The sequence below is a fragment of the Pseudomonas sp. 21615526 genome, assembly GCF_013386245.1.
Taxonomy (GTDB): Bacteria; Pseudomonadota; Gammaproteobacteria; order Pseudomonadales; family Pseudomonadaceae; genus Aquipseudomonas.
In genome coordinates, this window is sequence record NZ_JACAOM010000076.1 from 19,753 (window position 1) to 41,695 (window position 21,943).

20 protein-coding genes are annotated in these 21,943 nt (G+C 62.3%); 12 read left to right on the forward strand and 8 right to left on the reverse strand.

The genetic code is table 11. From position 1 onward, the window contains the following. Positions 1-70: 70 nt before the first annotated feature. Together HX786_RS21865 and dinG are read right to left on the reverse strand one after the other, a co-directional pair. Positions 71-2,398: a beta-galactosidase gene (locus HX786_RS21865; RefSeq protein WP_178912578.1), complete on the reverse strand. Its 2,328-nt coding sequence runs from the start codon at positions 2,396-2,398 to the stop codon at positions 71-73. Between the two features lie 95 nt (positions 2,399-2,493). Next, the gene (gene dinG, locus HX786_RS21870; RefSeq protein ID WP_008432096.1) at positions 2,494-4,638 is read right to left on the reverse strand and encodes an ATP-dependent DNA helicase DinG; all 2,145 of its coding nucleotides are present in this window, start codon (positions 4,636-4,638) and stop codon (positions 2,494-2,496) included. Between the two features lie 99 nt (positions 4,639-4,737). Between dinG and HX786_RS21875 the strand changes: the two genes are divergently transcribed. Then, a complete protein-coding gene (locus HX786_RS21875) occupies positions 4,738-5,202 on the forward strand; it encodes a CopD family protein (protein ID WP_003213709.1) in 465 nt (154 codons plus the stop codon). A gap of 102 nt (positions 5,203-5,304) precedes the next feature. On the opposite strand, the gene HX786_RS21880 is transcribed toward HX786_RS21875, so the two are convergent. The 3 genes from HX786_RS21880 to HX786_RS21890 all read right to left on the reverse strand — a co-directional run bounded on the left by HX786_RS21880 (position 5,305) and on the right by HX786_RS21890 (position 7,173). Further along, positions 5,305-6,063 (reverse strand): hypothetical protein, encoded by a 759-nt coding sequence (locus HX786_RS21880; RefSeq protein ID WP_003213707.1) that lies wholly within the window; start codon positions 6,061-6,063, stop codon positions 5,305-5,307. Then, positions 6,056-6,349, reverse strand: coding sequence for a DUF1145 domain-containing protein (locus HX786_RS21885; RefSeq protein WP_177123375.1), 294 nt, complete (start codon positions 6,347-6,349; stop codon positions 6,056-6,058). Before HX786_RS21885 ends, HX786_RS21880 begins: the two co-directional genes overlap by 8 nt. Before the next feature lie 128 nt (positions 6,350-6,477). Further along, complete coding sequence (locus tag HX786_RS21890) at positions 6,478-7,173, reverse strand: OmpA family protein (protein ID WP_008432103.1); 696 nt, start codon at positions 7,171-7,173, stop codon at positions 6,478-6,480. A 180-nt stretch (positions 7,174-7,353) separates the two neighbouring features. Between HX786_RS21890 and HX786_RS21895 the strand changes: the two genes are divergently transcribed. The 4 genes from HX786_RS21895 (at position 7,354) to HX786_RS21910 (ending at position 9,085) form a co-directional block, all read left to right on the forward strand. Then, positions 7,354-7,851, forward strand: a complete 498-nt coding sequence (locus HX786_RS21895) for a DUF6231 family protein (RefSeq protein ID WP_178912579.1) — start codon at positions 7,354-7,356, stop codon at positions 7,849-7,851. Positions 7,852-7,855: 4 nt separating this feature from the next. Then, positions 7,856-8,326: a YchJ family protein gene (locus HX786_RS21900; RefSeq protein ID WP_003213699.1), complete on the forward strand. Its 471-nt coding sequence runs from the start codon at positions 7,856-7,858 to the stop codon at positions 8,324-8,326. 61 nt (positions 8,327-8,387) lie between these two features. Next, complete coding sequence (locus HX786_RS21905; RefSeq protein ID WP_003213697.1) at positions 8,388-8,888, forward strand: LEA type 2 family protein; 501 nt, start codon at positions 8,388-8,390, stop codon at positions 8,886-8,888. After that, positions 8,885-9,085, forward strand: coding sequence for an SEC-C metal-binding domain-containing protein (locus HX786_RS21910; RefSeq protein ID WP_003213695.1), 201 nt, complete (start codon positions 8,885-8,887; stop codon positions 9,083-9,085). Before HX786_RS21905 ends, HX786_RS21910 begins: the two co-directional genes overlap by 4 nt. Positions 9,086-9,225: 140 nt before the next feature. Here HX786_RS21910 and HX786_RS21915 read toward each other — a convergent pair whose 3' ends face one another. Together HX786_RS21915 and HX786_RS21920 are read right to left on the reverse strand one after the other, a co-directional pair. Further along, positions 9,226-10,617 (reverse strand): ATP-binding protein, encoded by a 1,392-nt coding sequence (locus HX786_RS21915; RefSeq protein ID WP_087694265.1) that lies wholly within the window; start codon positions 10,615-10,617, stop codon positions 9,226-9,228. Next, entirely contained in the window at positions 10,614-11,324 is a 711-nt protein-coding gene (locus HX786_RS21920; protein WP_003213692.1) for a response regulator, read from the reverse strand. Before HX786_RS21920 ends, HX786_RS21915 begins: the two co-directional genes overlap by 4 nt. 196 nt (positions 11,325-11,520) lie before the next feature. Here HX786_RS21920 and HX786_RS21925 point away from each other — a divergent pair, with 196 nt between their 5' ends. The 5 genes from HX786_RS21925 (at position 11,521) to HX786_RS21945 (ending at position 17,735) form a co-directional block, all read left to right on the forward strand. After that, positions 11,521-13,902, forward strand: a complete 2,382-nt coding sequence (locus HX786_RS21925; RefSeq protein ID WP_178912580.1) for a TonB-dependent siderophore receptor — start codon at positions 11,521-11,523, stop codon at positions 13,900-13,902. Positions 13,903-13,905: 3 nt separating this feature from the next. Beyond that, entirely contained in the window at positions 13,906-14,586 is a 681-nt protein-coding gene (locus HX786_RS21930; protein WP_003213688.1) for a Fe2+-dependent dioxygenase, read from the forward strand. A gap of 28 nt (positions 14,587-14,614) precedes the next feature. Beyond that, complete coding sequence (locus HX786_RS21935; RefSeq protein ID WP_178912581.1) at positions 14,615-15,730, forward strand: ABC transporter substrate-binding protein; 1,116 nt, start codon at positions 14,615-14,617, stop codon at positions 15,728-15,730. Positions 15,731-15,891: 161 nt separating this feature from the next. Continuing rightward, positions 15,892-16,950 (forward strand): iron ABC transporter permease, encoded by a 1,059-nt coding sequence (locus HX786_RS21940; protein ID WP_134325843.1) that lies wholly within the window; start codon positions 15,892-15,894, stop codon positions 16,948-16,950. After that, positions 16,947-17,735 (forward strand): ABC transporter ATP-binding protein, encoded by a 789-nt coding sequence (locus HX786_RS21945; RefSeq protein ID WP_008432120.1) that lies wholly within the window; start codon positions 16,947-16,949, stop codon positions 17,733-17,735. The genes HX786_RS21940 and HX786_RS21945 overlap by 4 nt, the downstream gene beginning before the upstream one ends. Positions 17,736-17,893: 158 nt before the next feature. Here HX786_RS21945 and HX786_RS21950 read toward each other — a convergent pair whose 3' ends face one another. After that, positions 17,894-18,445: a cysteine hydrolase family protein gene (locus HX786_RS21950; RefSeq protein WP_008432123.1), complete on the reverse strand. Its 552-nt coding sequence runs from the start codon at positions 18,443-18,445 to the stop codon at positions 17,894-17,896. Positions 18,446-18,541: 96 nt separating this feature from the next. On the opposite strand from HX786_RS21950, the gene HX786_RS21955 reads away from it, so the two are divergent. Together HX786_RS21955 and HX786_RS21960 are read left to right on the forward strand one after the other, a co-directional pair. Next, positions 18,542-19,186 (forward strand): glutathione binding-like protein, encoded by a 645-nt coding sequence (locus tag HX786_RS21955; protein WP_003213676.1) that lies wholly within the window; start codon positions 18,542-18,544, stop codon positions 19,184-19,186. A gap of 233 nt (positions 19,187-19,419) precedes the next feature. After that, positions 19,420-21,861, forward strand: coding sequence for a penicillin acylase family protein (locus HX786_RS21960; RefSeq protein WP_178912582.1), 2,442 nt, complete (start codon positions 19,420-19,422; stop codon positions 21,859-21,861). The last annotated feature ends 82 nt before the right edge of the window (positions 21,862-21,943 follow it).

Here is a 21,943-nt window from a genome sequence, read left to right on the forward strand (position 1 = left end):
TACAGAAAGTGGCCGACATTGTTCCAGCCATTGAGCGATTTGTGAACCCGCTCTCGTCGATCAGCCCCCATCAATGACCTTTGCCGGAATGCCCGCCGGAATGCTCTGCACCCGGCGCTGCTGCATTGCCTTCACGCCCGGGCTTGCCGCCCTCACCGGCGTGGACCGCTGCGGCAGCCTTGGCCTTTTCGGCTTCCTTGCCCAGTTGATCGACGGCAGCCAGGTTACTTTTGCGCACACTGTCGACAAACCCCTGGAACGGCACATCGGTGATGCCGACCAGACCGAAATGGCCGTTTTCGCCGTCAAGCAAACGGCCGGTAACCGGCTGGTCCAGGTACTGGAACCAATGCACGCCGACGATCGACGGCTCGGCCATGGCCTGCTTCAGGAAGTTGGCGTAGGCAACCCCACGATCCTCTTCCCGGGCCAACTGCGTCACGCCGCCCCAGAACGGGCCGCGGTCCGCCGAGCCGAAGTTGAATTCGGTGATCAGCACCGGCTTGTCCAACGTCCGCAGGGCCGCGAAGTCGTAGCCGTCCTGAGGCTTGAGGGTGTACATGTTGAAGCTCAGCACATCGCAATATTGCGCGCAGGACGCCACCGCTTCCGGCGTGCTGACCGCGTATCGGCCACCCAGCAACAGCTGGTTGGGCGCATGCCATTTCAATGCATCGGAGATGGTCTTGAAGTAGGCGTCGGCAAAGGTCTTCTGGAAGTACTTGAAGTCCGCTTCGATTTCCGGGTGCTCCGGGCTTGGCATTGGCGGCACAAAGCCCGGGTCTTCCATCAGTTCCCAGGCGGGCAGCTCGATGCCCCAGGCCCTGGAAAGCCCCTCCTGATTGCGGTACTTGTCGCGCAATTGCTTGAGAAACGCGCGCTTGGCCGGCACGTCGGTGGTCATGCGCAGGGTGCCGTAGGCCAGGGCGTAGCGGGATTTCGCATCATCACCGGGACCGGCCCAGGCCAGTTCGTTGTCGGCAAAGAAGCCGATCAGCCACGGGTCGTCGCGATGGTCACGGGCGGCAATTGCCACCGCACGCTCGGTGGCCATGGCGAAGCGCGGGTCGAACGGGTCGGGCATGCCGCCCCACCAATCGGTGCCGGTGCTGATGCTCGCGTAATCACCGACGATCGACAGTGGCAAGGTGTAAGGCACGCGGTCGGCGGTCGCCAGCTGCGGCGCACTCCAGTTGCCGACAGTATTGAAACCCCAGGCCCGCAGGCGGTCGAGGGTGTGGCTGACCCAGCGTTTCTGGTCGAAACCTTCCGGAGCACAAGGTGCCGGCGGCACGCACGGCTGGCCATAGGTACGCTGCAGGTTGGCGCCATAGAAGTCGTACCAGCGGCCGACATTAAAGCTGCGCCCCTGATCGGCACCATTGCCGCTGCGGCTGTCACCGCTGCCGTAGTATTTGTCGAAAGGCTCGCCGGCCTTGGGCAGCGCGGCAAACATCCATTCGCGGCCCGCCACGTAGGTCTGGCTGTTGTCCGGGGCGACGGTGTTGACGCCCAGGGAGTAGAACGGATGGCCTTCCGGTGTCACCAGGTACCAGCGCCCGTCGCGCTTCTCGGTGCGGAAGAAGCCGCTGGCGTCAAAGGCCGGGCCCTTGTTCCAGCCGCCGAATTTGTCCAGGGAGGCCTTGTCGCGCTCGGCCAGCCAGCCCTTGAGCTGTTGCTGTTCCTTGACCGCTGCGGCCCTCAACTGCTCGTCGCTGCTGACTTTCTCCGGCCACCGGGCGCGGGTGGACTGCCCATAGGCGTCCACCATATCGCTGTAGGTAGCCTTGAGTACCGGCGCGATGTCCTGCACGCCAAAGCGTTCGAGCAAGATGCTTTGGGCGACGTTCGGCTTGATCATCGACAGGGTCACCGACACGATCTGGCTGCGGTCGATCTCCCCTTCGCTGCTGGCCAGCAGCACACGCTGGCCATCGACGGTGATCGGCATCGGCGGGCCGGCCTTCATCCCCTGGCTCAGGGGCGAGTTGGCTTGCAGCGGAATCAACAGCGTTTGCGCGGGACCGGCTGGCAGGTCGATACGGCTGAACAGCGTCCGGCCGTCATTGCTCTGCACCTTGACGTACAGGGTCAGCGCCCAGTCCATCGCACTTTGAATACGCAGGCTCATGGCACCGGATTGCGACCAGTCCCAGGCGCCGGTCTGCGGGCTGAGCACCAGGCTCGGTTCGGCCGCCGGGTTGAAGGTGATACGGCGCAGCACTTCGCCTTCAGCGGTTTGTTCGGCGTTGTATTGCGGCAGGCTGGCGTCCTGGGTCGCCACCTTGACCACATCGGCGGGCCGTACAAAGTTGAACAAGGTTTGTTGCCCGGCAGGCGCAGCCAGCAATGGCGCGGCAAACAACAGGGCAAAAACAGCGGGCAGCGTGCGAATCATGTGAACAAGGTTCTCCCAAACGGCCGGTGACTGGCCTGATGACGTGAAGCGATGGTGAGATAGACCACAAAGTGGGCGAATTCGCCCACTGGGCCTTAAGAAATTTCCCGCCGAAACGGCGGTAAAGCATTCAGGATAGCTTTCCCATAGCGCTGGGTAACCAGACGCCGGTCAAGCAAGGTGATGGTGCCGCGATCTTCTTCGGTACGCAGCAGGCGGCCGCAGGCCTGGACCAGTTTCAAGGAAGCGTCCGGCACCGAGATCTCCATGAACGGATTGCCGCCCCGGGCTTCGATCCATTCGGCCAACGCGGCTTCCACCGGATCATCCGGCACGGAGAACGGGATCTTGGCGATCACCACGTGTTCGCAGTAGGCACCGGGCAAATCCACACCCTCGGCGAAACTCGCGAGGCCGAACAGCACGCTGGAATCGCCGCCATCCACCCGCGCCTTGTGCTTGTTCAGGGTTTCCTGTTTCGACAGGTTGCCCTGGATAAACACTTGCTTGCGCCAGTCACGGTCGAGGCCGTCGAACACGTCCTGCATCTGTTTGCGGGACGAGAACAACACCAGCGTGCCCCGTGAGCCCTCCACCAATGATGGCAGGTCACGAATGATCGCCGCCGTATGGGCCGGCGCATCCCGTGGGTCGGCCTTGAGGTCCGGTACCCGCAGCACACCGGCGTCGGCGTGATGGAACGGGCTGGGCACCACGGCGGTGACGGCCTTCTTCGGCAGCCCGGCGCGCATGCGGAAGCGGTCGAAGGTGCCCAGGGCCGTCAGCGTAGCCGAGGTGACCAAGGCACCGTAGGCCACGTTCCACAGATTGCGTCGGAGCATTTCCGCCGCCAGGATCGGGCTGGCGTTGACCTCGATATCGAACAGCGCACCGCTTTCCGACAGGGTCAGCCAACGGGCCATGGGCGGGTTGTCTTCCGGGTCTTCGACGGTAAAGGCGGTCCACAACTCCCAGTTGCCCTGGGAACGGGACAGCAGGCTGCCAAACAGCGGGTACCATTCTTCAGCCTGATTGCTGGCGATGCCGATATTGACCTCGCCATCCATGCCTTCCTTGAGCAAATCGGTGAGACGGGTGAACAAGTCGGTCAGGCGCGAAAAGCCCTTTTTCAGCTCGACGCCCATTTCGCGCATGTGCTCGGGGATCAGCCCGCCAACGAAACGATGGCGCGGCCGTTCGCGGCCTTCCACGTCTTCGCCGGGCTTGAAGTCTGCCACCTGCTCGCAGGCGCTGAACATGAATTGCTGCTGGGTCTTGATCTCCCGCGCCAGCTCCGGCACCTGCTCGATCAACTTGCCCAGGTCGCCCGGCAGCGGGTGCTGGGCGAGCAACTTGGTGAGGTTCTTGGCCGTGGTTTCCAGCCAGTCGGCGGTGGAGCGCAGCCGCGTGTAGTGAGCAAAGTGGCCGATGGCCTTGTCGGGCAGGTGATGGCCTTCGTCGAACACGTAGAGTGTGTCGCGCGGGTCGGGCAACACGGCGCCGCCCCCCAGGGCCAGGTCGGCGAGGACCATGTCATGGTTGGTGACAATAACGTCGACCTTGCCCATGCCCTCCCGGGCCTTGTAGAAGGCGCACTGGCCGAAGTTGGGGCAATGCCGGTTGGTGCACTGGCTGTGATCGGTGGTCAGGCGCGCCCAGTCGGCGTCTTCCAGGGCATTGGGCCAGCTGTCGCGGTCGCCGTCCCATTTATTGCCCGCCAGTTTCTCGATCATGCTGGTAAACAGCTTCTGACTGACCTCATCGACTTCGATCTTGAAGCCTTCTTCTTCGAACAGCGAGGCAGTGGCGGTTTGCGCGTGGCCTTCCTGCAACAGCACGTCGAGCTTGGACAGGCACATATAGCGCCCACGGCCCTTGGCCAGGGCGAAGGTGAAATTCAGGCCGCTGTTGCGCATCAGGTCGGGCAGGTCTTTGTAGACAATCTGCTCTTGCAGGGCGACGGTGGCAGTGGCAATCACCAGGCGCTTGCCGGCGGCCTTGGCGGTGGGGATCGCCGCCAGGCTGTAGGCCACGGTTTTACCGGTACCGGTGCCGGCCTCGACGGCCACCACGGCGGGGTCGCCACTGCGCCGACCTTCGTCGTCGGTGTCGATATCCCCGAGGACCTTGGCGACTTCGGCGATCATCAGGCGCTGGCCGTACCGCGGTTTCAAGCTCTTGGCTTCGAGAAAACGCGAGTAGGCGCCCTGGATCGTGGTTTTGAGTTCAGTGCTGATCATGGATAGTCGGGCGCAAAAAACGCTGGATAAATTTTCAGTGGTTCGGATCGGCCGCTATCATACCCCGCTAATTAATCCCGCGCAGAACGGAGTACCCCAATGACCGTCTTTAGCTTCGCTTACACCCTGCATGTACTGGCCGCCCTGATCTGGGTCGGCGGTATGTTTTTCGCCTGGATGATCCTGCGCCCCGCCGCCATGGCCGCGCTGGACGGGCCGGCCCGGCTGAAACTCTGGGTAAATGTGTTTCAACGTTTTTTCGTATGGGTCTGGGTGGCGGTGCTGGTGTTGCCGATCAGCGGTGTCGGCCTGCTGCAACTGCGCTTCAGCGGGTTTGAGACCGCGCCGCGTTATGTACAGGTCATGATGGGGCTATATGTGGTGATGACGGCGCTGTTTATCCGGATTCAGGCGCTGAAGTTGCCGGAGCTGCGCGTGGCGGTGGCGGCTGAGGATTGGCCGGCCGGGGCTGCGGCCTTGGGGCAGATTCGTAAATTGGTGGGGATCAACTTGATAGTGGGGTTGGTGCTGGTGGCGATTGCTTCGGCACGGCCGATGTTCTAAAGCGCCTAGTAGACCGCTTTCGCGAGCAAGCCCGCTCCCACATTTGGAATGCGTTTCAAATGTGGGAGCGGGCTTGCTCGCGAAAGCGTCAGGCCAGTCGCCTCAGAGCCTCTGAATGGTCACAGCACCCGCAGGCCCCGCTGGCCCCGGCTGCCCTTCCAACCCGGCCCGGCCCTTTTCGCCGCCATCCGCGCGGTACACCAGGCACCCCTTGGACTGCCCGCCTTTACCCGGCTTGCCCGCCGTGCCCGCCAAACCACCGGCTCCGCCGTCCACCCAGACCTTGATCTTCTCGCCCGGGAAGTCCTGCGGCAATTCCACACGGACCTGCGCGCCCGCCGCGCCCGGCAGCCCGTCGCCGCCGTTGTCGCCATTGGCACCGCGCCCGGCCGAACCCCAGGTGCAGCCAGGGTCTTCGCCGTTGGCACCATCCAGCCCGGCATAACCCTGGGCACCCGCGCCACCGCGAGCATCCACCGACAGCTCATCGGCCGTCAGCGAGTTAATCCGCAACACCAGGTCACGCCCCGCCTTGGCCGGGCGCTCATGGGTACCGGGAGCGCCGCGTGAGGTGATCTGGCTGCCCTGCTCCAGCTGCGCCTGACGCACCTGCAGTTGCAACGTGGTGCTACCGGGCACGATGGCGATTCGCGCGTCGCGGCCCAGGTGCAGTTCATCCACGGTCACCTGGGTGATATTGGCGGGAATCAGCAAGGTGCCGTAATCCGCCACGTCCAGTCGCTCCAGTTGCAACACACCACTGCTGTTGGGCAGGCGCATCAACGAGTTGGTCTCGACGCTGACGCTCTGGGCCAGGGCAATGGGGCTGACCAGCAGGGCCAACAGAAAAACCTTACGCATGATTGGCCTCCTTGTTTACATCATTAGTCGGTGTCGGCGTCGAAAAGCTCTGCACATGGAACATACCCACCAGCAGGATCTGCAAGCGGTCACGCCAGGGATGGGCACGGGTTTTCACACTGCCGTTGAACAACAGCAGTTCCAGAACATGGGTCAGCAACAACAGGCTGCCGGCCAGGTTGACCAACAGGTGGAACGGGTTGATCAGCGGTGTGATCAGGTTGACCACCACCACGCCCCAGAACAGCAACGTCAATAATTTACCCAGCCCCCAAAACACCTTCATCCCGCACGCTCCCCTTGCACATTATTCTTTGGGCGCACAGTAACGACTTCTACAGGCGTTGTGCCAGTGAAGGATTAAAAAATTGATGAAGGGGCCCCTGGGGATTCCACAGGGGCCTTGAGGCGGGGTCAGCGGTTGATCTGGATTTCCACGCGGCGGTTCAGCGCGCGGCCATCAGCGGTTTTGTTATCGGCTACGGGGTGGCTTTCGCCGGCGCCGGTCACGGAGACAAAACTGCTGCGCGGGATGCCGGAACTGACCAGGTAGTCGGTCACCGAATGAGCGCGTCGTTCAGAGAGCTTCTGGTTGTAGGCATCTTTACCGACACTGTCGGTATGCCCGCTGACGCGCAACTGCGCACTCGGGGCCTCTTTTTTCAGGCGGGTGGCAATCACGTCGAGCTTGGTTTTGTCGGCAGCGGTGAGCTTCGCGGAGTCGAACTCGAAGTGCACGTCACGAATCACGATGGTTTCTTCCTTGACCACCACCACTTCCTCTTGAACCACCGCTACCGGCACCGGAGGGCAGCCATTGGCGTCGACCTGCACGCCTTTTGGCGTGCCAGGGCACTTGTCGCGGCTGTCCGGTACGCCATCGCCGTCCTCGTCACCGTCGCCATGCACCCAGCAATAGGCGCCAGCCATGCCGCCAATCAGCAGTGCGCCGTAGCCTGCATAGGACGAGCTTTGGGTCGCACCAATGGCAGCACCTGTCACACCGCCGACGGCGGCACAGGTGGGCCAGTCGGTTTTTTGCAAGCCTGCGCAACCTGTCAATACTCCGGTTAGCAGAACCAAGGGTAGAGCTGTCCGCATGATGCTCATCTGACTTTCTCCTGAGGGGATCGGCGGGGGCCGACGAGTGGAGTAAAGACGGCTCTTTTCATCTGCGCCAGCGTGTCACACCCCAGTATTCATTGGGCCGAGCGGTTTATTCTCGCCGCCCGCTCTAGGCCCGCACGCTCAGGCAGGCTAGTCTCTACGGTCCTGATGTGAGGATCTTCGATGACTGCCGGTATTTCTTCCCGTACACCCCAGCAAGCGCTCGCTGCGCTGCTTGATCTTCACGCGCCCAAACGCCTGTTGTTATTGGGCGCCAGCCAGTTCCCGGCGCTGGATGCCTTTAAGGAAGCACACCCGGATACCGTGGTGTCCTTCGCCGAGCCCGGCCCCTTGCCCACCGACCTCGCGGCCCAGCGTTTTGACCTGGCGCTAGTGGTCGATTGCCTGGAACACCTGTCAAAACCTGCGGGCCTGACCCTGCTGGGGGGCATCCGCAACCTCAATGCCAGTCGCATTGCGGTGCTGGTGGACCTGGAGGCCTGCCACTGGAAAGACACCGACTTCTTCTCCCTGGCCCTGCAAGCCAGCGAACGCTTCCAGCGCGACGGTCAGGTTTTGACGCTGTTTACCTATGATCTGCTTGACTATAAACAGGTGCCGGATTGGCTGAACGCCCGCTTCTGGGCCAACCCGCAAAACTTTGGAAAGTATTGGTGGTAACCCAATGAGTACATCCATTTGCCCCTGCGGCAGTGGCAACCTGCTGGATGCCTGCTGCGGTCATTATCACGCCGGCCACCCGGCCCCCTGCGCCGAAGCGCTGATGCGTTCGCGCTACAGCGCCTACGTGTTGGGACTGGTGGACTACCTGGTGGCAACCACCCTGCCTGCGCAGCAAGCCGGGCTGGACACGGCCGCCATCGGCGCCTGGAGCGCCCAAAGCACCTGGCTGGGCCTTTCAGTGGAAAGCTCCGAGGTGTTCGGCGGCCAGCCGGAACACGCCTTCGTGACCTTTACCGCTCGCTGGCATGACAGCACCGGCGAACACAGCCACCGCGAGCGCTCATCTTTCGTACAGAACAATGAGCACTGGTACTTTATCGACCCGACAGTGGACGTGAAGGCCGGGCGTAATGACGCCTGCGTGTGTGGCAGCGGGCAGAAATTCAAGAAGTGCTGTTCCGGCTACCTCTGACATTCATTGATACCCGACAGGCTCTCGCTTGCTATGCTGACTCTTCACACGGAGTAACGGCATGGTTTCTCAGGCGCGGGTATTCAGGACTTACAGCCTTCTGCTGGCATTGATGCTGGGGCTCTCCGGCTGCGCGTCGTGGTTCGCCGACGATACGCCCGCCCCCGAGGTGCGTCTGGTCAAGGTCGACCCCGTGCGGGTCAAGTTGCTGGAGCAGAAGTTCAAGCTGTATTTCCGCGTGGATAACCGTGACGACAACGACCTGACCGTACGCGGCCTGGTTTACAAGGTCAGCCTCGGCACGATGGTGCTGACCGAAGGCGAGTCCAACGAATGGCTGACCGTGCCACCCCACAGCCACGCTTTTTTCCGGGTATCGGTGCGCACCAACCTGTGGCCGCAGATCCGCGATGTGGTCGACATGCTGAAAAATCCGCGCGATCCCGTGCCCTATCGTCTTGAAGGCGAGTTGAAAACCGGTTTATTTATCGGGAACGACGTGCAGGTGTTGCGCAATGGCGAGATAATCCCCGGCGATTTTATTCCGGAGCGACATCGATGACTCAGCAACCCCATGTCCATGGTCCCGACTGCAACCACGATCACGATCATCATGATCACGACCACGGCCATGTCCACGGCCCGAACTGCGGCCACGCTCACCAGGAGCCGGTGCGCAATACGTTGAAGGACGTGGGTCGTAACGATCCTTGCCCGTGCGGCAGCGAGAAGAAATTCAAGAAGTGCCACGGGGCTTGAGTTAAGAGACCCGATTCTCGAGACACTGCACATCCAAATGTGGGAGCGGGCTTGCTCGCGAAAGCGCAGTGTCAGTCAACCTCTCTGTTACTGATACACCGCTTTCGCGAGCAAGCCCGCTCCCACATTTAGCCTGCATTTCAAGGCCAGGATTTGCGCTGAAACTCCAACACCACCTCCAACCCCCCACCCTCCCGATTGCTCAAGCTCAACCGCCCGTCATGGGCACTGGCGATCGTATGCGCGATACTCAGCCCCAGCCCGTAACCACCGGTTTCCACATTGCGTGAGCCTTCCACCCGGTAAAACGGCTCCATCACCTGTTCCAGTTGTTCCTGGGGAATCCCCGGCCCACGGTCGCTGATGACAATCTTCAAGCTGTCCGCCTTGTCTTCTACCCGCACCACCACCTCGGAGCCATAACGCACCGCGTTCTCCAGCAGGTTCTGCACACAACGCTTGAGACTGCGGGCATACCCCGGCAATGGCTGTTTGGCCCGCCCTTCTATCGTCACCGTCTCGCCCACGTCCTGCAGGTCCGCCTGCAAGCTTTGCAGCAAGGCGTTGATGTCGATGTTCTGGCGCTTCTCGTTGATTTCGCCGCTGCTGACGAAGTCCAGGGTGCTGGAAACCATGTGCTCCATTTCTTCCAGGTCGCTGCGAAAACGTTCCTTGGTGCGGTTGTCGTCGAGCATTTCCGTACGTAACCGCAGGCGCGTAATGGGCGAGCGCAGGTCGTGGGAAATCGCCGCCAGGAAGCGCGTCCGCTCGGCGATATTGGCGATCAGCCGCTGCTGCATGGCGTTGAACGCCTGGGCGGCGCGGCGCACTTCGGTGGGCCCATCGAGGGCCAGCGGTGGCCGCTGGATGTCCCGGCCCAAGGCTTCGGCAGCCTTGGCCAGGGCGTTGAGCGGGCGAATGGCCAGGCGCACCGCCACCAGGGCAATGATCACCAGCACCAATACCCGCAGCAGATAAATGCGCATCACGTAATCGAACAGCAAGTCCATCGGCGAAGTACTGGTCCAGCCTTGTTCCTCGGTGGCCTGCACCTGCAGCCAGCGCCCGTCCGGCAAACGCAGGTCAATCAGGAATTGCCCCACCACAGGCCTGGAGCTGAGCAGAGTCGACAGCCCGGCATGCTGGCCCTCGGCATCCAGCAGCTTGAGGCTCAACAGATGCAGGTTCTGGGTGTAGCCGGTTTTCTCCGAGAGCACTTTATTCAGCAAGCGCTCGGTGGCCTGGTCGCTGTCGCTGATGCTGCTTGTCACATCACTGGCCTGGTCACTCAGGGTCAGGCGAAAGCGCGGCGTATCAAGCAGCTTGATCAGCACATCCGCCTGCGCCGGATCGCTGTGTACCAACCGCACCACGTCCGCCAGCCGCGTGGCGATCAGCCGGCTGGGGATTTCCAGCACCTGGCCGTGGCGCATGTCGTACCAGATGCTGCTGGTCAGGGCCTGGGCCGCGAGCATGCCGCTGACCAGGATCAGCACCAGCCGGCCGAACAGCGAACGCGGCAGCAGTTTCACGATTGCAGCGCCACGTCGTCGGCGGTGAGCATGTAACCCTCGTTGCGCACGGTCTTGATCAACCCGGCCGGCAACTGCGAGCGCAGTCGGCTGACGCACACATCAATCGAGCGGTCGAACGGCGTGCTGTCTTTGTCGAACACGTGGTTGAGCAAAAAGTCGCGGCTCAGCGGCCGGTTGGGATGCTGCAACAACAGGCGCAACACCCGGTAATCGGAGTTGCCGAGGCTGACCACCACGCCTTCCGGCGAAAGCAATTGGCGGGCCCGGGTGTCCAGCTGCCAGCCGGCAAAGCTGATGCTCGGTGCTTCATCGAGCCGCGCCCGGTCCGGAAAACTCTGCACCCGGCGCAGCACCACCTTGATCCGCACCAGCAACTCCCGCGGGTCGAACGGCTTGGGCAGGTAATCGTCGGCGCCGATTTCCAGGCCGACGATCCGGTCGATCAGCGTGCCCTTGGCGGTGAGCATGATCACCGGCGTGTTGGAGCTGACGCGCAATTCGCGGCACAAACTCAGGCCGTCTTCGCCGGGCAACATCAGGTCGAGGACGATCAGGTCGATGACATTCAGCGCCAGGCGGCGGCGCATTTCCTTGCCGTCGCCGGCGGTGGACACCTGGAAGCCGGCGTCACTCAGGTAGTCGCACAGCAATTGGCGGATTTGCGGGTCGTCATCAACGATCAGCAGGTGGTCTTGCTTGGCCATGGGGCAATTCGTCCGAAACTCAAAAGGCAGGAGATAGCCGAAACTTCAGCCAGGAGTACGCGCAAATGTAATGGAATGTTGTGGGAAGCGGTAATCACGCATCCACATTACAAAGCCACGGCATGGCGGCCGGTATCGGTCTTTAGACTACCGAATCTAAATGAGATTAATTGTAATTTAGCCTAGGTCACTCCGAATGCCATTGCCTACCCCGCGCGCCCTGTCGCTGCAATCTACCCTTGCGCCGATGTTCGGCCTGCTTGCCGCCGGCAGCGTTTCTCCCACCGCCTGGGCCGATGCGCCGGTGGCGGCGTCGAATGATTCAGTGCTGAGCCTGCCGGAAATCAAGATCGACGGTGAAGCCACTTCCGCCTTTAAAGTCGACCGGGTGACCTCGGCAAAAATCAGCCAGCCGCTGCTTGATGCCCCGCAAAGCGTAACCATCGTCCCGCAGCAAGTGCTCAAGGAGCAAAACGCGCAGACCTTGCAGGAAGTGTTGCGCAACGTGCCGGGCATCACCTTCATGTCCGGCGAAGGCAACCTGGGCTGGGGCGACCTGTTTTCGATTCGCGGGTTTTCCTCGGAGCAGAGCCTGACCGTCGACGGTGTGCGCGATGCCGGCCAATCGACCCGCACCGACACCTTCAACCTGCAACAGGCAGAAGTGTTCAAGGGCACCGGCTCGATCGAATCCGGCGTTTCCGCGGTAGGCGGCAGCGTCAACCTGGTGAGTAAAGAGGCGCATCTGGGGGATGCCAACAAACTCTCGGCCGGCATCGGCACCGACAGCTACCGCCGCCTCACCGGCGATTTCAACCAACAACTGAATGACACCACCGCCCTGCGCATCAACCTGATGAAGCACTACAACCAGGTGGCCGAGCGTGACGACGTGGACTACGACCGCTGGGGCATCGCGACCTCCCTCGGCTTCGGCCTGGGCACCGACACCCGCCTGTTTATCGACACCTTCTACCAGAAGGACGACAACACGCCGGACGGCGGTGTGCCGATCCAGCGCGGCACCGACGGCGACCGCATGCCGGGAGTCAAGCGCTCCAACTGGTATGGCGACTCGCACCTGTACACCCAGCAGACCAAAACCACTTCGCTGACCACCCGCTTCGAGCATGATTTCGACTGGAACGAAGCGACCCTGAAGAACCAGACCAAGTGGGAACGCACCGACAACTTCGCGGTGCTCTCGCCCGCGCGCTTCTTCGCCGCCAACGGCAATGGCCAAAAAACCTGCACCGGCACGCGCTGTGCGACCTTGGGCTACACCGGCGTAGGACCGATCAGCCAAGTGCCCGGCAGCACGGTAAATGCCTACCCGGGATACGCCAACAGCGGTAACACCGCCTACGGTATTTTGCGAGGGAGCGACGTCGGCCAGTCGACGCGCTACACCATCCTCGACAACCAGACCGACTTCGCCTTCAAGCTCAATACCGGCGGGCTGGAACACGCGGTGGTCAGCGGGCTCGAGTTCTATCACGAGACCTACGGCGGCCTGAAACGCAACGCCGAAGTGCCGGCCGGCGATCTGTTCTTCGACATGAACGACCCGAACCACAGCTTCGCCAGCAGCGAAGTGACCAAGGGTGAAGGCCAGCCACGCTCAGTGATCGACAACGCCGGCATCTACCTGGGCGATACCGTCACCCTGAATGAACAGTGGCAAGTGCTCGGCTCCCTGCGCTACGACAACTGGCAGGCCAAAACCACCCAGCGTGGCCAAGCGTCCATCGACAGCACCGACGGTGCCGTGAGCGGCCGGGTCGGCGCGGTGTACAAGCCGTTGCCTAACGGCAGCATCTACGTGTCCTACAGCGAAGCGGCACAACCGTCAGCCCTGGGTGCGTCGACCAACAACCAGATCTACGGCGCCGCGAGCACCAGCAACTACACCCCGGCCAAGTCGAAGACCTACGAGATCGGCACCAAGTGGGACATTGCCCACGACCTGCTGAACGTCACCGCCGCGATCTTCCGCACCGAACTGGACAACTCCTGGGAATACCAGGACGGCGAAAGCGCTCCGGTACGCGCCCTCCCCGCCAAGCGCGTAGACGGTGTGGAACTGGGCCTGCAAGGCAATATCAGCCCGCGCTGGACGGTGTACAGCGGGTTCTCCGCGCTGAAAAGCACCCAGACCAAAGGGGCCAACAAAGGCGAGGAAGCCAAGAACGTTCCCGACCTGACCGCCAACCTGTGGACCACCTACGCCGTCACCGACGACCTGAGCCTGAGTTACGGCGCGCAATACGTAGGACGCCGCCGCTACAGCGACAACAAATACGTCGGCGGCCTGAACAACAACAGCAGCTACGCCACCGGCCCGTCCGGCGTGTACGCGATCTACACCCGTGACCACGAAAAGGCCCCCGGCTACTGGCTCAACAACGTGGCTGCGCAATACAAAGTGACCAGGCAAACCACGGTCAACCTCAACCTGAACAACGTGTTTAACAAGTTCTACTACAGCCAGATCGGCGCGTCCCTGGACGGCTTCCAGCTCTACGGCATTCCGGGCGCCGGGCGCACGCTCACCGCCAGTGTCGACTATGAGTTTTAAGCCGTGCTGATCGAAATCCCCGGCCTGTTGAGTGCCGAAGAAGTCGCGGTGGCCGTCGCCACCCTGCTCGATCAACCGTGGGTCGACGGCAAGGTCACTGCCGGGCAACGCTCGGCCATGGCGAAAAACAACCGGCAGCTGTCGGAAGACGCGCCGGTAGCGATTCGCCTGGGTGAGCAGATTCTGTCGCGGCTGTCGGACAACGCGCTGTTCATGTCCGCCGCCTTGCCGAAGAAAATCTACCCGCCGCTGTTCAACCGCTACAGCGGCGGCGAAGCCTTCGACTGGCATATCGACAATGCGATTCGCGGCCTCAAGGGTGTGCGCGAACGGGTGCGCACCGACATCTCCGCCACCTTGTTCCTGGCTGATCCGGCCAGCTACGACGGCGGCGAACTGGTGATCCGCGACACCTTCGGCGAGCACGCGGTGAAGCTGCCCGCCGGGCACCTGCTGATTTATCCCGGCAGCAGTTTGCACAAGATCAACCCGGTCACCCGCGGCGAGCGCATCGCCAGTTTCTTCTGGGTCGAAAGCCTGGTGCGCGAAGACAGCCAGCGCCAACTGCTGCTGGACATGGACGTGGCGATTCAACGCCTCACCGCGCAACACGCCGACGACCACGCGCTGCTGCAACTGAGCGGCGCCTATCACAACCTTTTGCGGCGCTGGAGCGATGTCTGATGCGCCGCCTTCACCTGGAGTTCTCGCCATGCTGAAACCCCGCAACTTCCTCAAGCTGGGCGCGCTGTTTGCCGTGCTGATCCTCGGCCACGCCGAAACCGCCGCCGCCCATGAAGTCACCGACGTGCTGGGCCGCAAGGTCGAGGTGCCAGACCACGTGCAGCGCGTGGTGCTCGGCGAAGGCCGGCTGATTTCGGCCTTTGCCTTGCTGGACAAGGACGCGCCATTCCAACGGATTGTCGGCTGGCAGAATGACTTGAAACTGTTGGACGCCCACACCTATAACGCCTACGTGGCGAAATTTCCGACGGTAAAAGACATTCCGCTGATTGGCCAGGCGTCGGAGCAAAGCGTCAGCGCCGAGGAAATTCTTTCGCTGAAACCGGACCTGGCGGTGTTCAGCATTTCCGGCCATGGCCCGACTGAACACAGCCCGGTGGCGGACGTGTTGGCCAAGGCGGGCATTGCAGTGTTGTTCGTCGACTTCCGCATCAACCCGGTGCAAGGCACCCACGCCAGCATGACCGCCCTGGGTCAGGCCCTGGGCCGGGAAACCCAGGCCAAGGCGTTCCTCGACTTTTATGACCAGCACATCAAGGTGATCACCGACGCCGTCGCCACCTTGCCGGCCGGGCCGCGCCCGAGCGTGTTCCTGGAATTGCTCGCCGGCGCCTGGCAGGCACCGGGGCACACCACTGGCAAGAGCGGCATGGGTGAAGTGATCAAGCTGGTGGGCGGGCGCAACATCGCCGCCGACGTGGTGCCGGGGGCGCTGGGAGATATCAGTGTCGAGTACGCGCTGAAAGCTAACCCGGATGTGTATGTGGCCACCGGCAATCACAAGCCCGGGTTGATTCTGGGTGCTGGCGTGAGCAACGAAGACGCGCGTGCCGCGTTTGATACCGTGCTGGCCCGCCCTGAGTTTGTGAACCTTCGGGCGATTCGTGAGGGCAATTCCCACGGTCTGTGGCATGACTTCTACAACTCGCCGTACAACCTGCTGGCGATTGAAGCGCTGGCCAAGTGGGTGCATCCGGAATTGTTCGCCAAGCTGGATCCCAAGGCGACCATGGAAGCGATGAACCAACAGTTCCTCGGCATGCCGCTGCAGGGTGCTTACTGGATTGATGGCAAGGCCAAGTAACTAAGGCTCACAACCCATTCCCTGCCTGGACACGGTTCCTGTGGGAGCTGGCTTGCCTGCGATAGCGGTGTTGGATTCACCATCGCCATCGCAGGCAAGCCAGCTCCCACACTGACCGTGTACCGGCAGGGATTTTCGTCGTTTTCAAGGCTGCGAATCCAATGACCACTCAAACCCTCGACCTCGCCACCGCCAGCCAAGGCTATCGCCGCCTGCTCGCGCGTCGTTGCTGGCTGCTGGCCCTGCTGGGTGGCGCGCTGATGTGCGCGATCCTCGTGGACCTGGCCAGCGGCCCGTCGGGCATGGGCCTTGGCGCCCTGCTCGATGGCTTGCTGCACCCGGCCCACCTGAGCGCCACCGACCAGGTGATCATCTGGAACGTGCGCCTGCCCTACGCCTTGATGGCGGTGTTGGTCGGTTGCGCGCTGTCGCTGGCGGGCGCCGAGATGCAGGCGATCCTTAACAACCCGCTCGCCAGTCCATTCACCCTGGGGGTTTCCTCGGCGGCGGCGTTGGGCGCGTCCCTGGTGATTGTGTTTCCGGTGACGACGCTGTGGGTGTCGGCCAATACGGCGATTTCCATTTCGGCTTTTGTGTTTGCCGCCGCCTCGGTCTTTTTGCTGCAAGCCATGTCGCGCCTGCGCGGTGCCGGGGTGGAAAGCCTGGTGCTATTCGGGATTGCCCTGGTGTTCAGTTGCAACGCGGTGGTCGCCCTGTTGCAACTGGTCGCCACCGAAGATGTGCTGCAACAACTGGTGTTCTGGACCCTGGGCAGCGTGACCCGGGCCAACTGGGACAAGCTCGGCATCCTCGCGTTGGTGGTCGCCGTGGTCATGCCCTTTTCCTTCGCGGCCGCGCCACGCCTGACCCTGTTGCGCATGGGCGAAGACCGCGCGCAAAGCTTCGGTGTCGATGTGAAGCGCCTGCGGTTTTTCTCGTTGTTGCGTATCAGCCTGCTGTCGGCCACCGCCGTGGCGTTTGTGGGAACCATCGGATTTATCGGCCTGGTGGGTCCGCACATCGCGCGGATTCTGGTGGGTGAAGACCAGCGCTTCCTGCTGCCGGCCAGCGCGCTTGTCGGCGCGTTACTGTTGTCGCTGTCATCCATCGCCAGCAAGCTGATCATGCCCGGGGTGATCGTACCCGTGGGTATCGTCACCGCGCTGGTGGGCGTGCCGATTTTCGTGTTGCTGGTGTTCAAGCGCGGGAGGCAGTTATGAGCAGCGGGCTGTCGATTCAGAACGCCCAGGTCAGCTACGGCCGGCGCCAGATTGTGCATGACCTGAGTTTGCCAACCTTGGCCCACGGTAGCCTGACCGCGTTGATCGGGCCGAACGGTGCGGGCAAGTCGACGTTGCTGAGGGCGGTGGCGGGGCTGGAAAAGATGCAGGGCGTTGTCAGATTGGGTGACCTGGACCTGACGAAAATGTCCGTCGGTGAACGCGCCCGGCGTGTGACCTATATGCCGCAAAATCTTCCGCCGGGCTTGAGCCTGAGTGTGATGGAAAGCGTGATCGCGGCGCTGCGGGTGGCGAACGTCGAGGGCATTGCGCTTTCAAGCGACGCGTGCATGCGCGAGGCCTTTGATGCGTTGCAAAGGATTGGCATCGCTCATCTGGCGGATCAGCTATTGAGCACGTTATCCGGCGGCCAGCGGCAACTGGTCAGCCTGGCGCAACTGATTGCGCGCCGGCCACAGGTGATGCTGCTGGATGAACCCACCAGTGCGCTGGACTTGAACTACCAGTTGAAGGTCATGGATTGCGTGCGCGACCTGGTGCGGGAACACAACCTGATCGCCGTGGTGGTGCTGCACGACATCAACCTCGCGGCGCGCTATGCCGACCATATCGCGGTGCTGCGCCAGGGCCGGCTGTACGCCAGTGGCGCGGCGGATGACGTGCTGGATACGGCGCTGTTTGCCGAAGTCTATGGTGTGCGGGTACGCATCGAGCGATGCTCACAACAAACGTTGCAGGTGTTGGTGGACGGCGCGGTGGCTTAGATCCTCTGTGGCGAGGGAGCTTGCTCCCGTTGGGCTGCGTAGCAGCCCCAAAATCTGTGCACGCGCGTCTTCAGGCGGACTGAGGTGAGGCACTCGGGAGCGCTTCGCACTGGAGCTCCAGCCTGGTCCAGCGGGAGCAAGCTCCCTCGCCACAACGGTCACTCCAGCAACTGTTTGGAGGAAATCACTGTGGCGTACTCGCCGTGCAGGTTGCCCAACGACATGGCATGTACCGCCTGCGCCGAATGCATCTGCCCGAAAAAGTCCGCCTTGTCGAAGGTGTAGCAGGCATCTTCGATAACCCACGTCTCAAACCCCAGGTTGCCGGCACTGCGGGCCGTGGCCTCCACCGAGTTATGGGTGGCCACGCCCACCAGCACCACTTGCCGAAGCCCGGCCTCATGCAACCTCGCTTCCAGCCCCGTCCCACAAAATGCGTCCGGCACCCGTTTCTGGATCAACTGCTCACCCGCCTGCGGAATAAATGCATCCTGAAACTCCACCCCCGACTGCTGCGGCCAGAACACCGATTCCGGTGAATGGGACAGATGCTGCACATGAATCACCGGCCAGCCTTCGCGCCGCCAATGCGCCAGCAACGCCTGCATGCGCTCCTCGGCGTGCGGATTATTGCGCCGTCCCAGCCTGGGATGGTGAATGCCTTTTTGCTGGTCAATCAGAATCAACGCTGCGCCCGCACGAATTTCCATATCGATAGACCCAAATGTTTCATTGAATTTTCGTCACCCTAACATCACCTATACCTACAGGCATTCGCTCAAGCGTCACCACCCTTGGAGAGCTTCATGATCGACCTGTATTACTGGACCACCCCCAACGGTCACAAAGTGTCGTTGTTCCTGGAAGAAGCCGGCCTGCCTTACGAGGTACACCCGATCAACATCGGCCAGGGCGATCAGTTCAAGCCCGACTTCCTGAAGATCGCCCCCAATAACCGCATCCCGGCCATCGTCGATCAGAACCCGACCGACGGCGGCGCGCCGATTTCCCTGTTCGAATCCGGTGCGATCCTGCTGTACCTCGCGGAAAAAACCGGCAAGTTCATTCCCCAGGACCTGCGTGGTCGTCAGGAAGCGCTGCAATGGCTGTTCTGGCAAATGGGTGGCCTGGGGCCGATGGCCGGCCAAAATCACCACTTCAGCCAGTTCGCCCCGGAAAAGATTCCCTACGCGATCAAACGCTATGTGGATGAGACCGCCCGCCTGTATGGCGTGCTGGACCGGCGCCTGGCCGACCGCACGTTCGTGGCCGGCGAGGAATACAGCATTGCCGACATGGCGATCTACCCGTGGATCGTTTCCCACAAGTGGCAGAGCCAGAAGCTGGAAGACTTCCCACATGTAGAACGCTGGTTCAACCACATCAAGCAACGCCCGGCGACGGTGCGTGCCTATGAGCTGGTGCAGAAGGTCAATCCGCCAAAATCCTGAAGGTCAACGGGATCAAAATGTGGGAGCGGGCTTGCTCGCGAATGCGGTGGATCAGCCACAACTCTTTTAGCTGATACACCGCATTCGCGAGCAAGCCCGCTCCCACACTGATTTGTGCCCGACTGGAAACCTTACGCAAATCCTGAAATAAGCATCGCCTCCCGCTTGCGTCGTTTCGCCGCGCTCACTAACGTAGCGCCTTTACTGACGCTACCCCCCGCAGGAGCTTTGCCATGGCCTCGCCAGCCCTCTCACACTTTCTTCCCCGGTTCGGCGTTGCCGCGGCAATTGCCAGTGCCTTGGGCCTGGCCGGTTGCCAGTTACAGAGCACCCAAGACACCCTGCCTCCGGTTTCCGGCGTACAGCCGATCAAGGGCCTGGCGCAGAACGTTTCGGTGCGCCGCAACAGCCAGGGCATCCCGCTGATTGAAAGCAGCACCTTCCACGATGCGCTGTTCACCCTGGGCTACGTGCACGCCAGCGACCGCATCACCCAGATGGTCACCCTGCGCCTGCTGGCCCAGGGCCGCCTGGCGGAAATGTCCGGGCCGGATGTGCTGGATGTCGACCGTTTCATGCGGGCGGTCAACCTGCGCAAAAGCGCCGGCGAGCTTTATAACGCCTCGTCGCCGCGCCTCAAGCGCTTCTTTGAGGTGTATGCGCGCGGGGTCAACGCCTACCTGTTCCGCTACCGCGACAAGCTGCCGCCAGACCTGGCCCAGACTGGCTACAAGCCTGAATACTGGAAGCCGGAAGATTCGGCGCTGCTGTTCTGCCTGCTGAATTTCAGCGAATCGACCAACTTGCAGGAAGAGCTGTCGTCATTGGTGCTCGCGCAAAAAGTCGGTGCCGACAAACTCGCCTGGCTGACCCCGAGCTACCCGGATGAACCGCTGCCAGTGGCCGAGTCCGACAAGCTCAAGGGCATCAACCTGGGCCAGATCCCGGGCCTCGCTGCGCTGACCAGCCTCAGCGAGCACCTCGACACCCTCAACACCCTGGGCACGTCCAGCTCCAGCAACTGGGCGATCGGCCCGCAGCGCAGCCGCAGTAACAAGAGCCTGCTGGCCAATGACCTGTCGACCTCGATGCAGGCCCCGTCGCTGTGGAACTACGTGCAGATCCGCTCGCCGAAATACCAGGCCGCCGGTGTGTCCATCGCCGGTTTGCCAACCCTGCTTTCCGGCTTCAACGGCAAGGTGGCCTGGAGCATGAGCCAGGTCTCGGGTGACACCCAGGACGTATTCCTGGAGAAGGTCAAGCGCCAGGGCAACGCGCTGTACTACGAAAACAACGGCAAATGGCTGCCCGCCATCGTGCGCAATGAAACCTACTTCGCCAAGGGCCAGCGGCCGATTCGCGAAGCGGTGTACGAAACCCGCCACGGGCCGCTGCTCAACAGTGCCCAGTCGCTGACCAGCGGCTACGGCCTGGCGTTGCAAACCGCCGATTTCAAGGACGACAAGAGCCTGGACGCGTTCTTCGACCTGTCCCGTGCGCAAACCGCCGGTAAAGCGTCTGACGCCACCCGGGAAATTCGCGCAATTGCCTTGAACATGGTCTTCGCCGACGCCAGCAGCATTGGCTGGCAAGTGACCGGGCGGTTCCCCAACCGCCGTGAAGGCGAAGGCCTGGTGCCATCGCCGGGCTGGGACGGGCGTTTCGACTGGGATGGCTACGCCGACGCGATGCTGCACCCCTACGATCAGGACCCGGCCCAGGGTTGGATCGGCACGGCCAACCAGCGCACCATTCCCCGTGGCTACGGCATGCAACTGTCCAACTCGTGGGCCGCGCCGGAACGCGCCGAACGTATCGCGCAACTGGCCGGCAGCAGCAAGCATGACAGCCGCAGCATGATTGCCATGCAGTACGACCAGACCACCACGTTTGCCGCCAAGCTCAAGAGCATGTTCCAGGCGCCGGGCATGGCCCAGCCGCTGAAACAGGCGATCGATGGATTGCCGGTGGCAGACCAGGCCAAGGCGCGGGAAGCACTGAGCCGCCTGATGGCCTTCGACGGTCGGCTGGCATCCACCTCCGCCGACGCGGCGATTTATGAGTTGTTCCTGCAGGAAAGCGCCAAGCAGATTTTCCTCGACGAACTCGGTCCGGAAAACAGCGCCACCTGGAAAGCCTTCATCGGTAACGCCAACCTGTCGTACTCGGCGGTGGCCGACCACCTGCTGGGGCGCGAAGACAGCCCGTTCTGGAATGACGCCCGCACCGGGCAGAAAACCGACAAGCCGGCGATCCTCGCCCGCAGCCTGGCCGCCGCGATCACCGCAGGCGACAGCGCGCTGGGCGCCGATCACAAGGCCTGGCAGTGGGGCAAACTGCACAGCTACACCTGGAAGAACACCAGCGGCCAGGCCATTCGCGGCCCACTGGCCGCGGGCGGCGATCACAACACCCTGAACAGCGCACCGTATAGCTGGGGCCAGAGTTTCGACACGACCCAGGTGCCGGCGCTGCGGATGATTGTCGACTTCGGCCTGGCGGAACCGATGATGGGCCAAAGCGGCATCGGCCAATCCGGCAACCCGGCCAGCCCGAACTATGCCAATGGCATCGACCCGTGGCTGAAGGCGCAATACCTGAGCTTCCCGATGCAGCCACAGAACTTTGACGGGGTGTACGGGAAGACGCGGTTGACGCTGGTGCCGGGCAAGTAACCCGGTTTCCCTGACTCAACCGGATCAAAATGTGGGAGCGGGCTTGCTGTGGTGAGCGGGCTTGCCCCGCGTTGGGCTGCGA

Coding starts and splice junctions, on each gene's coding strand:
- HX786_RS21865 (WP_178912578.1), bottom strand. CDS start 2,398: ATGATTCGCACGCTGCCCGCTGTTTTTGCCCTGTTGTTTGCCGCGCCA.
- dinG (WP_008432096.1), bottom strand. CDS start 4,638: ATGATCAGCACTGAACTCAAAACCACGATCCAGGGCGCCTACTCGCGT.
- HX786_RS21875 (WP_003213709.1), top strand. CDS start 4,738: ATGACCGTCTTTAGCTTCGCTTACACCCTGCATGTACTGGCCGCCCTG.
- HX786_RS21880 (WP_003213707.1), bottom strand. CDS start 6,063: ATGCGTAAGGTTTTTCTGTTGGCCCTGCTGGTCAGCCCCATTGCCCTG.
- HX786_RS21885 (WP_177123375.1), bottom strand. CDS start 6,349: ATGAAGGTGTTTTGGGGGCTGGGTAAATTATTGACGTTGCTGTTCTGG.
- HX786_RS21890 (WP_008432103.1), bottom strand. CDS start 7,173: ATGAGCATCATGCGGACAGCTCTACCCTTGGTTCTGCTAACCGGAGTA.
- HX786_RS21895 (WP_178912579.1), top strand. CDS start 7,354: ATGACTGCCGGTATTTCTTCCCGTACACCCCAGCAAGCGCTCGCTGCG.
- HX786_RS21900 (WP_003213699.1), top strand. CDS start 7,856: ATGAGTACATCCATTTGCCCCTGCGGCAGTGGCAACCTGCTGGATGCC.
- HX786_RS21905 (WP_003213697.1), top strand. CDS start 8,388: ATGGTTTCTCAGGCGCGGGTATTCAGGACTTACAGCCTTCTGCTGGCA.
- HX786_RS21910 (WP_003213695.1), top strand. CDS start 8,885: ATGACTCAGCAACCCCATGTCCATGGTCCCGACTGCAACCACGATCAC.
- HX786_RS21920 (WP_003213692.1), bottom strand. CDS start 11,324: ATGGCCAAGCAAGACCACCTGCTGATCGTTGATGACGACCCGCAAATC.
- HX786_RS21925 (WP_178912580.1), top strand. CDS start 11,521: ATGCCATTGCCTACCCCGCGCGCCCTGTCGCTGCAATCTACCCTTGCG.
- HX786_RS21935 (WP_178912581.1), top strand. CDS start 14,615: ATGCTGAAACCCCGCAACTTCCTCAAGCTGGGCGCGCTGTTTGCCGTG.
- HX786_RS21940 (WP_134325843.1), top strand. CDS start 15,892: ATGACCACTCAAACCCTCGACCTCGCCACCGCCAGCCAAGGCTATCGC.
- HX786_RS21945 (WP_008432120.1), top strand. CDS start 16,947: ATGAGCAGCGGGCTGTCGATTCAGAACGCCCAGGTCAGCTACGGCCGG.
- HX786_RS21950 (WP_008432123.1), bottom strand. CDS start 18,445: ATGGAAATTCGTGCGGGCGCAGCGTTGATTCTGATTGACCAGCAAAAA.
- HX786_RS21955 (WP_003213676.1), top strand. CDS start 18,542: ATGATCGACCTGTATTACTGGACCACCCCCAACGGTCACAAAGTGTCG.
- HX786_RS21960 (WP_178912582.1), top strand. CDS start 19,420: ATGGCCTCGCCAGCCCTCTCACACTTTCTTCCCCGGTTCGGCGTTGCC.